We start from the raw sequence: 9608 nt of genomic DNA, 5'->3' as shown, positions 1-9608 counted from the left end.
CGGCCGGGGGTTCGGCTGCGGGACGGTGGGTGGCTGATCGCGCAGTTCCCCGCGCCCCTCTTCGGCCCGGACTTCGGCTGCGGGACGGTGGGTGGCCGGTCGCGCAGTTCCCCGCGCCCCTGGGTAGTTAGGGGCGCGGGGAACTGCGCGAGCAASCCTCCACGGTCCGCAGGCGAAAGRCWGGTGYRGCAGGCCGAGGRSRGTTCTCCGGSTGCGGCGGAGTACCTGAGGGGCGCGGGGAACTGCGCGGCCAGCCACGCACCACCCGCAGACGAAACCCGGCCCCCACGGGGCCTACCCGTCCAAGGACTCCCGGGTCGCCAGGGACGGGTCCCGGCGGGTGCGTTCGTGCCGGGACACCGCCTCCGCGTCCCGCAGCACCCGCACCGCGTTCCCCCACGTCAGCTTCGCCACGTCCGCCTCCGACCAGCCGCGGCCGAGCAGCTCGGCGATCAGGTTCGGGTAGCCGGCGACGTCGTCCAGGCCGGAGGGGGTGAACGCCGTACCGTCGAAGTCCCCGCCGATCCCGATGTGGTCGATCCCGGCCACCGCCCGCATGTGGTCGAGGTGGTCCGCCACCGTCACGACGGTCGCGACCGGGCGCGGGTGCGCCGCCTCGAAGGCGGCGTGCAGCGCCATCGCCTCCGGTGAGGTGTCCAGCGCGTGCAGCCCGTGCGCCCGCAGGTTCTCGTCGGCCGCCGCCGTCCACTCCACCGCCGCCGGCAGGATGAACTTCGGTACGAAGGTCACCATCGCCACCCCGCCGTTGCCGGGGAGCATCCCGAGCACGTCGTCGGGCACGTTGCGCGGGTGGTCGCAGACCGCCCGCGCCGAGGAGTGGGAGAAGATCACCGGCGCCGACGACGTCGACAGCGCGTCCCGCATCGTCGTCGCCGCCACGTGCGAGAGGTCGACCAGCATGCCGAGCCGGTTCATCTCGCGGACCACCTCGTGGCCGAACGGGGACAGCCCCCCGACCCCGGGCGTGTCCGTCGCCGAGTCCGCCCAGGCGGTGTTGTCGTTGTGCGTGAGCGTCATGTAGCGGACGCCCAGCGCGTACAACGCCCGTAGCGTGGCGAGGGAGTTGTTGATGGAGTGGCCGCCCTCCGCGCCCTTGAGCGAGGCGATACGGCCCGCCGCCCGCGCCTTCTCCATGTCGTCGGCCGTCAGCGCCCCCGCCAGCTCCCCGGGGTAGCGCGCGATGAGCCGGTCGACGCAGTCGATCTGCTCCAGGGTCGCGCTGACCGCCTCGTCGCCCGCCATGTCGGTGCGGACGTAGACCGACCAGAACTGCGCGCCGACCCCGCCCGCCCGCAGCCGGGGGATGTCGGTGTGCAGATGCTCGCTCTGGTCCCGGCCCACGTCACGGCGGTCGAGGTCGTAGCGGACCTGGTTGCGCAGCGCCCAGGGCAGGTCGTTGTGGCCGTCGACGACGGGGTGCTGGGCCAGCAGCGTACGGGCCCGGGCGAGGTGGTCCACCGTGCTCACTTTCCGAAGCCGAAGGACGCCGAGGTCTCCACCTTCGCGCGCAGGCGCCTGCCCTTCTCGGTCGCCTGGTCGTTCAGCTCCTGCTGGAACTCCCGCATGCGCGCGAGGAGTTCGGGGTCGTGGGCGGCCAGCATACGGGCGGCCAGCAGACCCGCGTTGCGGGCACCGCCCACCGACACCGTCGCCACCGGCACCCCGGCCGGCATCTGCACGATGGACAGCAGCGAGTCCATGCCGTCCAGGTACTTCAGCGGCACCGGGACACCGATCACCGGCAGCGGGGTGACCGAGGCGAGCATGCCGGGCAGATGGGCGGCGCCGCCCGCGCCCGCGATGACCGCCTTCAGACCGCGGCCCGCGGCCTGCTCGCCGTACGCGATCATCTCGTGCGGCATCCGGTGCGCGGAGACCACGTCGACCTCGTACGGAATCTCGAACTCGTGCAGCGCCTGGGCGGCAGCCTCCATGACCGGCCAGTCGGAGTCGGAACCCATGACGATGCCGATGACGGGAGAGGTGGTGCTCATTCGGTGATCGTTCCTCTGAGGTAGTCCGCCGCGTGACGGGCGCGCTCGCGTACATCCGCGAGGTCGTCGCCGTAGGTGTTGACGTGGCCGACCTTACGGCCGGGCTTCACGTCCTTGCCGTACATATGGATCTTGAGCTGGGGGTCGCGGGCCATGCAGTGCAGATACGCGTGGTACATGTCCGGGTAGTCGCCGCCGAGCACGTTGCACATGACCGTCCACGTCGACCTCGGGCGCGGGTCGCCCAGCGGAAGGTCGAGGACGGCCCGGACGTGGTTGGCGAACTGCGAGGTGATCGCGCCGTCCATGGTCCAGTGGCCGGAGTTGTGCGGGCGCATGGCCAGCTCGTTGACGAGGATGCGTCCGTCGCGGGTCTCGAAGAGCTCCACCGCGAGGTGGCCGACCACGCCCAGCTCCTCCGCGATGCGCAGGGCCAGCTGCTGTGCCTCGCCCGCCAGCTCCTCGCCGAGGTCCGGCGCGGGCGCGATCACGGTGTCGCAGACGCCGTCGACCTGCACCGACTCCACGACCGGGTAGGCGACGGCCTGGCCGTGCGGGGAGCGGACCACATTGGCGGCGAGCTCGCGGGTGAAGTCGACCTTCTCCTCGGCGAGCACGTCCACGCCCGCCTTGAAGGCGTCGGCCGCGTCCTCCTCGGCGCGGACGAACCACACGCCCTTGCCGTCGTAGCCGCCGCGCACGGTCTTGAGGATGACGGGGTAGCCGTCGCCCTCCGCCGCGAACCGCGACACGTCGGCCGGGTCCGCCACCAGCCGGTGGCGGGGGCAGGGCGCGCCCATCGCGTCGAGCCTGGCGCGCATCACCCCCTTGTCCTGGGCGTGCACCAACGCGTCGGGCCCCGGCCGGACGGGAATGCCGTCCGCCTCCAGGGCCCGCAGGTGCTCGGTGGGTACGTGCTCGTGATCGAAGGTGATCACGTCGCAGCCGCGCGCGAAGGCACGCAGCGTGTCCAGGTCGCGATAGTCGCCGACGACGACCTCGCTCACCACCTGGGCCGCCGAGTCCTGGGGGGTGTCACTGAGCAACTTGAATCTGATGCCGAGGGGGATGCCCGCCTCGTGGGTCATACGGGCGAGCTGACCGCCACCGACCATGCCGACTACCGGGAACGTCACACCCCCAGGGTATCCGCCGTCCCCGGGCGGCCCGGAAGGAGCCGGTCCGGGGCCGGCGGAGCGGGCGCCGCGGCCCCGGGGTGGCCGGGATTCACGGGCGTCCCCGAGCAATGCCCAGAGCCGCTGGTTAGCATGGCCGGGTCGGCGTGCGAGGCATGACACCGATTTCGAGAACCACAACCGATCCGAACGGGGCTGAGCGATCACCATGAGTGAACGGGGCGCATTGCGTACGCGGCTGCAGCTGCTCGCCCGGGAGATCGCGAAGTTCGGCGCGGTGGGCGCCATCGGGTTCGTCGTCAACGCGATCGTCTTCAACCTGTGCATGCACGTGGCCCACCTCGCGGTGGTGCGCTCCGGAGTGATCGCCACCGCCGTCGCCATCGGCACCAACTACGTGGGCAACCGCTACTGGACCTACCGGCACACCGAGGGCGGCCGGCGCAGTCGGGAGCTGATGCTCTTCCTGCTGTTCAGCGGCATCGGCCTGGTGATCGAGAACGGTGTCCTGGCGCTCTCGCACTACGGCTTCGGCTACACCTCGACGGTCGCCGACAACATCGCCAAGAACGTGGTCGGCCTGGGCCTGGGCACGGTCTTCCGGTTCTGGTCGTACCGCACCTGGGTGTTCCAGGCGCTGCCCGCCCGGGAGGCGGTGGAGACCGCCGAGTCCTTTCTCGGCGACGCCCCCCAGCCGTACGCCCGGCACCACTCGGGGTCGTAGACCGCTCATCTGACCGTCTGCTCCGCCTCCGGCTCGCGCGGGCCGCGCGCCACCCGGCTCAGGAACAGCGCGAACACCGCGGGCTGCTGCTGGAGCATCTCCAGGCGCCCGCCGTCCGCCTCGGCGAGGTCGCGGGCGACGGCGAGGCCGATGCCGGTGGAGTTGCGGCCGCTGATGGTCCGCTCGAAGATCCGCGCCCCGAGGTCGGGCGGCACCCCGGGCCCCTGGTCGGTGACCTCGACCACGGTCTGGTTGCCGGTGACCCGGGTGCGCACCGCGACGGTGCCGCCGCCGTGCATCAGCGAGTTCTCGATCAGCGCCGCGAGCACCTGGGCGACCGCTCCCGGGGTGCCCACCGCCCGCAGCCCCTGCTTGCCGGAGCGGACGATGGCGCGGCCCGCGCTGCGGTAGGCCGGGCGCCACTCCTCCAGCTGCTGCTTGACCACCTCGTCGAGGTCGAAGACGACGGCCGAGCCGGTGCGGGGGTCGCGGGAGTTGGTGAGCAGCCGCTCCACCACGTCGGTGAGCCGCTCGACCTGGGTGAGCGCGATCGTCGCCTCCTCCTTGACCGTGTCCAGGTCGTCGGTGAGCGCGATCTCCTCCAGCCGCATCGAGAGCGCGGTGAGCGGGGTGCGCAGCTGGTGGGAGGCGTCGGCGGCGAGCCGGCGCTCGGCGGTGAGCATGCGCCCGATCCGGTCGGCGGAGGAGTCCAGGACGTCGGCGACCCGGTCCAGCTCGTGCACCCCGTACCGCTTGTGGCGCGGGCGCGGGTCGCCGGAGCCGAGCCGCTCGGCGGTCTCGGCGAGATCGGTGAGCGGGGAGGCCAGCTTGTTGGCCTGGCGTACGGCCAGGAGCACCGCCGAGACGATGGCGAGCAGCGCCACCGCGCCGATGATCAGCAGGGTGCGTCCGACCTCGCGGGTGACCGTGGAGCGGGACTCCTCGACCAGGACGTTCTCGCCGCGCGCGCCGGTGGCGCTGCCGCGGATGAGCGAGCCGCCGGGCCGGGTGCCGAGCTCGATGGGGGCGCGGCCGGGGATCTCGATCCGGGCGTAGCGGTCGGGGCCGACGCCCGCCAGCGACTGCGGGCTGACCGTCTCGTTGGCGAGCATCCGGCTGTCGATGACGCTGACCAGCCGCAGCGCCTCGGAGTCCACGCTCTCCTGGGCGCTGCTGCTGATCGTCCTGGTCTCGACGATGACGAGGGAGACGCCGAAGACGGCGATCACCACGAGCACCACGGCGAGCGTGGAGTTGATCAGTCGGCGGCGCATGCCTCAGTGTCCCAGGAGGTGACGGAGGGGGTCGGCGTACCCGGCCGTCAGCTCTTCTCGAAGCGGAAGCCGACGCCCCGGACGGTGGCGATGTAGCGCGGGTTGGCGGCGTCGTCGCCGAGCTTCTTGCGCAGCCAGGAGATGTGCATGTCGAGCGTCTTGGTCGAGGACCACCAGGTGGTGTCCCAGACCTCGCGCATCAGCTGGTCGCGGGTGACGACCCGGCCCGCGTCGCGCACCAGGACCCGCAGCAGGTCGAACTCCTTGGCGGTGAGCTGGAGCTCCTCGTCGCCCATCCAGGCGCGGTGCGACTCGACGTCGATCCGCACGCCGTGGGTGGCGGGCTGGGGGGCGGGCTCGGTGGCGCCGCGCCGCAGCAGGGCCCGGACCCGGGCCAGCAGCTCGGCCAGCCGGAACGGCTTGGTGACGTAGTCGTCGGCGCCGGCGTCGAGGCCGACCACGGTGTCCACCTCGTCGGCGCGGGCGGTCAGCACCAGGATCGGGACGGTGTGGCCCTCGGAGCGGAGCCTGCGGGCCACCTCCAGCCCGTCCATACCGGGCAGGCCGAGGTCGAGCACGACCAGGTCGGCGCCTCCCTGGAGTCCGGCGTCGAGGGCGGTCGGGCCGTCCTCGCGGACCTCGACCTCGTAACCCTCCCGACGCAGTGCGCGGGCCAGCGGCTCCGAGATGGACGCGTCGTCCTCGGCGAGCAGTACACGGGTCATGGGGGTGATGGTAGTCCGCGACCGGGAGGGGCTGTCCGTGGAACCCGTCAGGGGCCCGGCGGGGTTCGGGGCCGCGCCCGTTCCGGGTCGTCCTCCGATCGCCCCTTGATCGTCCGACAGCCGCTCCTTGATCGTTTTTGGCCCGTCCGCCCCTGCGGCTCTGGGATGCGATCCTGGTAAACACCTTCGAAAGTGCGCTGATGGTTCCAGCGACGCCTGTGATCCATGTCTCAAGTCCTTCCATATGCGGCTGTGTGGTGTCGTATGGTGTCTCAACGCCTTTAGCACTAACTCGGGGACCTTTGGCCTGCTTGGCGCGCCAAAGGTCTCTTTTCTGCGAAGGGACCGGAATTACTGGTTCCGAAGACAGTGAATGACCTATGGGCCGGGCTCCGGGCGCGAAGACGCACCCCGGGCGTGGATCCCGGTGGGTCCGTCCTCTCGACTCCGTCACCACGGATGCGAACCCCTCGGGCGTAGGGGCGGGCGGTCGCCTGCCGGTGCCGGCCACCCCCCACCGGGCGCGACCACCGCTCACGAAGCGCGCGTCCCGAGCAAGCAAGGATCGACCATGGCGTCCAGCCTGACGAAGGACTCGGCCAGCACCACCGGTTCCGAGAAGACCTTCTTCGGCCACCCCCGCGGCCTGGCCACTCTCTTCATGACCGAGATGTGGGAGCGCTTCTCCTACTACGGCATGCGCGCCCTTCTCGTGTACTACCTGGTCTCCGGCGGTGCCGACGCGGCGACCGGCGCACAGGGCGGCGGCCTCGCCATGCGGGCCACCACGGCCACGGCCATCTACTCCGTCTACGTCTCCATGGTCTACCTCATGGCGATGCCGGGCGGCTGGTTCGGCGACCGCGTCTGGGGTGCCCGCAAGACGGTCACCATCGCCGGTTTCGTGATCATGAGCGGTCACCTTGCCCTGGCCCTGCCCGGCCAGGCCCCGTTCTTCCTCGGCCTGATCCTGGTCGCCGTCGGTTCCGGTCTGCTCAAGGCCAACATCTCGACGATGGTCGGCCACCTCTACAACGGCGCCGACGACCCGCGCCGCGACGGTGGCTTCACCGTCTTCTACATGGGCATCAACCTCGGCGCCTTCGCGGCTCCGCTGGTGATCGGCACGGTCGGCAAGGAGCACAACTGGCACCTGGGCTTCGCCCTCGCCGCGCTCGGCATGGCCCTGGGCCTGGCCCAGTTCCTCCTCGGCACCAAGCACCTGGACCCCCGGAGCAGCCTGGTCCCGAACCCGCTCTCGGCCGCTGAGCGCAAGGGCGTCCTCGTCAAGGCCGCCGCGGCCGTCGTCGCCCTCGCCGTCTTCTACGGCGTCGTGGTGGCCGTGGGTGCCTACACGCTGAACTGGGCGCTGGTGCCGCTCACCCTGGCCGGTCTGATCATCCCGATCGCCGTCCTGGTCCGCATCAAGCGCGACAAGGACCTGTCGACGACCGAGCAGTCGAAGATGAACGGCTACATCTGGCTCTTCGTCGCCGCCGCCGTCTTCTGGATGATCTACGACCAGGGCGGCTCGACCCTGTCGCTCTTCGCCGACGACAAGACCGTCGACAACGTGGCGGGCCTGCACTTCTCGGCCACCTGGTACCAGTCGCTGAACCCGCTGTTCGTGATGGCGCTGGCCCCGGTCTTCGCCTGGCTGTGGCTGTGGCTGGCGCGTAAGAACCAGGAGCCGAACACCATCGTGAAGTTCGCGATGGGCCTGCTCATCATCGGTGCCTCGTTCTTCGTCTTCATCGTCCCGATGAACCTGGCGGGCGACACCGGCAAGGTCACCCCGCTGTGGCTGGTCTCGATCTACATGATCCAGACCATCGGCGAGCTCTGCCTCTCCCCGGTCGGCCTCTCGGTCACCACGAAGATGGCCCCGCAGAAGTACGCCTCCCAGATGATGGGCGTCTGGTTCCTCGCGGTCACCGCGGGCGACTGCTTCACGGGTCTGCTCTCGCTGGCCGGTGTGAGCCTCGACGGGCTCGGGATCATCGCGATGGAGGCCTCGATGGCCGCCGTCGCGGGCCTCGCGATCTACATGTACCGCAGGAAGGTCCAGGAGCTCATGGGCGGCGTGCACTGAGCCGCCGCACCACCGCTGCAAGGCCAGGGGCCGCCGCACCTCTCCGGTGCGGCGGCCCTTGGCCTTTCGTACGGGCCGTACGGGCTGTACGGGCCTTCCAGGCGTACGGACGGGTCAGCGCGTGCCGCGCAGGCGCCGCCACGGGGTGAAGGTGAGGACCGCGCCGCCGAGCAGGACGGCGGTCCCGGCGATGAGGCCGAGGGCGCGCAGGGCGCCGTGGTCGTTCGCGCCGGTCTGGGCGAGGCCGCCGGCCGCGGAGGCGCCGCCGCCGGTGGCCCCGGCGGTGGTGGTGCCGGACGTGCCCGTACCGCCCGGCGTGCCGCCCGACGTGCCGCCCTGCTGGGCCGTGGTGTCGAGCTCCAGGGAGACGGGTGCCGTGCCCTTGACCGTGCACGGGATATTGATCTTCGAGCCGCCCAGGGTGACATCGATCGTCAGCGTGCCCGGGCTGAGCGTCGCCCTGCCGCTCGCGCCCGGTTTGTAGCTGCCGGTCATGTCGGAGAGGCTGACCGGGTCACCCGCGTTCAGAGGACCGGAGTTGGGCGCCCCCGTCACCGTCACCGCGCCCTTGTCGGCGCCGCCGACGGTGATCTGCATGGACGGTTTCAGCGCGCCCGCCGGGAGCGGGGCCGGGCTGTTCATGACGCCCTTGGCGGTCTTGACCGTGAGGTCGTAACTCCCGCCGTTCTTCTTGGCGTTGACCGTCACCTTGGAGTTGATGCTCGCCGGGCCGGGGGACTTGCAGGCGAAGGTGACCGCGACTTCCTTGCCGGGGAAGTCGCTCTGCCCGCCGGTGCCACCGGTGGCGCTGCCGCCCGTGCTGCCGCCGGTGCCGCCTCCTGTCGACGTGGTGCCGCCGGAGGTGGTGGTGCCGCCCGAGCCGGTGGTGCCGCCGGAAGCGGTGGTCCCGCCGGAAGTGGTGCCGCCGGACGTCGTGGTGCCGCCGCTCCCGGTGGTTCCGCCGGAGGCCGTCGTGCCGCCCGTCGTCGTCCCCCCGCCGTCCGTCACCTTGATCGTCGCCCCGGCGGTCACGGCCGCCTTCGGGGAGCACTTGGTGTCCGTCGACAGCGGCTTGCTGACGTTGATCGTGTACGCGCCCGGCGTCAGCGTGACCTCGCCCGCCTTGGTCAGCTTCAGCTTGGCCGTCATGTCCGGCAGGACCATCGGGCTGTTCTTGGGTATCGGCGGGTTCTGCCGCGGCCCCTCCACCGCCAGGTCCGCGCTCTGCGCCCCGGCCACCTTGACGGTGCCGGACGGCTTGACGGTGTCCTTCTCCAGGTCGAGCACATCGGGGTTCTTCGACGCGGCCTGGACGGTCTTCCAGACCACCTCGACCTCGTCGCCCACCTTCGCCTCGGCCGGCGCGGTGATCTGCACCTTGGTGGTGCCCTCCACGGGCGGCAGACCGGAGATGGGGGGCGGGATGCACTCGGTGGCGTAGGAGACCTCTGCCGCCCGGGCGGGCCCGGCGGCCAGGACGATCCCCGCGCCGCCGAGCATCAGCGCGATGCCTGCCGCGCTCATCCTCCGTTGCGTGGTCACGTATTTCCCTTCGTCGTGGGGGTGTTGGGACGGTTCTCGGTCGGTGCGGAGTCCGGGGTGAACCACGGCAGGGGCGTCGTCGCCGTACGCGTGGCCGGGG

General features: G+C 71.3%; 8 protein-coding genes. 2 read left to right on the top strand and 6 right to left on the bottom strand.

What is annotated here, in order from left to right; genetic code table 11:
• Window positions 1-294 precede the first annotated feature (294 nt).
• From ACJA3G_RS21215 to ACJA3G_RS21205, 3 genes are read right to left on the bottom strand one after another with little or no spacing between them, the layout of a single operon-like run.
• Window positions 295-1479, bottom strand: coding sequence for a dipeptidase (locus ACJA3G_RS21215; protein ID WP_406554598.1), 1185 nt, complete (start codon window positions 1477-1479; stop codon window positions 295-297).
• Window positions 1480-1484: 5 nt separating this feature from the next.
• Window positions 1485-2015, bottom strand: coding sequence for a 5-(carboxyamino)imidazole ribonucleotide mutase (purE, locus tag ACJA3G_RS21210; RefSeq protein WP_406554597.1), 531 nt, complete (start codon window positions 2013-2015; stop codon window positions 1485-1487).
• Complete coding sequence (locus ACJA3G_RS21205; protein WP_406554596.1) at window positions 2012-3151, bottom strand: 5-(carboxyamino)imidazole ribonucleotide synthase; 1140 nt, start codon at window positions 3149-3151, stop codon at window positions 2012-2014. Before ACJA3G_RS21205 ends, purE begins: the two co-directional genes overlap by 4 nt.
• A 208-nt stretch (window positions 3152-3359) precedes the next feature.
• On the opposite strand from ACJA3G_RS21205, the gene ACJA3G_RS21200 reads away from it, so the two are divergent.
• Entirely contained in the window at window positions 3360-3875 is a 516-nt protein-coding gene (locus tag ACJA3G_RS21200) for a GtrA family protein (protein ID WP_406554595.1), read from the top strand.
• A gap of 5 nt (window positions 3876-3880) precedes the next feature.
• Here the strand turns inward: ACJA3G_RS21200 and ACJA3G_RS21195 are convergent, their stop codons facing one another.
• Both ACJA3G_RS21195 and ACJA3G_RS21190 read right to left on the bottom strand, forming a co-directional pair.
• Window positions 3881-5149, bottom strand: coding sequence for an ATP-binding protein (locus tag ACJA3G_RS21195; RefSeq protein WP_406554594.1), 1269 nt, complete (start codon window positions 5147-5149; stop codon window positions 3881-3883).
• Between the two features lie 47 nt (window positions 5150-5196).
• Window positions 5197-5874: a response regulator transcription factor gene (locus ACJA3G_RS21190; RefSeq protein WP_100574199.1), complete on the bottom strand. Its 678-nt coding sequence runs from the start codon at window positions 5872-5874 to the stop codon at window positions 5197-5199.
• 571 nt (window positions 5875-6445) lie between these two features.
• On the opposite strand from ACJA3G_RS21190, the gene ACJA3G_RS21185 reads away from it, so the two are divergent.
• Complete coding sequence (locus tag ACJA3G_RS21185) at window positions 6446-7966, top strand: peptide MFS transporter (protein WP_406554593.1); 1521 nt, start codon at window positions 6446-6448, stop codon at window positions 7964-7966.
• A 114-nt stretch (window positions 7967-8080) separates the two neighbouring features.
• On the opposite strand, the gene ACJA3G_RS21180 is transcribed toward ACJA3G_RS21185, so the two are convergent.
• Window positions 8081-9490 carry a hypothetical protein gene (locus tag ACJA3G_RS21180; RefSeq protein WP_406554592.1) on the bottom strand — a complete coding sequence of 470 codons (1410 nt, stop codon included), beginning with the start codon at window positions 9488-9490 and terminating at the stop codon, window positions 8081-8083.
• Window positions 9491-9608 lie beyond the last annotated feature (118 nt).

The sequence above is a fragment of the Streptomyces sp. YS-3 genome, assembly GCF_045257485.1.
Taxonomy (GTDB): Bacteria; Actinomycetota; Actinomycetes; order Streptomycetales; family Streptomycetaceae; genus Streptomyces.
The sequence above is the reverse complement of the archived record's forward strand: the minus strand, read 5'-3'. Positions and strand labels throughout refer to the sequence as shown.

Coding starts and splice junctions, on each gene's coding strand:
- ACJA3G_RS21185 (WP_406554593.1), top strand. CDS start 6,446: ATGGCGTCCAGCCTGACGAAGGACTCGGCCAGCACCACCGGTTCCGAG.
- ACJA3G_RS21180 (WP_406554592.1), bottom strand. CDS start 9,490: ATGAGCGCGGCAGGCATCGCGCTGATGCTCGGCGGCGCGGGGATCGTC.
- ACJA3G_RS21200 (WP_406554595.1), top strand. CDS start 3,360: ATGAGTGAACGGGGCGCATTGCGTACGCGGCTGCAGCTGCTCGCCCGG.
- ACJA3G_RS21195 (WP_406554594.1), bottom strand. CDS start 5,149: ATGCGCCGCCGACTGATCAACTCCACGCTCGCCGTGGTGCTCGTGGTG.
- purE (WP_406554597.1), bottom strand. CDS start 2,015: ATGAGCACCACCTCTCCCGTCATCGGCATCGTCATGGGTTCCGACTCC.
- ACJA3G_RS21190 (WP_100574199.1), bottom strand. CDS start 5,874: ATGACCCGTGTACTGCTCGCCGAGGACGACGCGTCCATCTCGGAGCCG.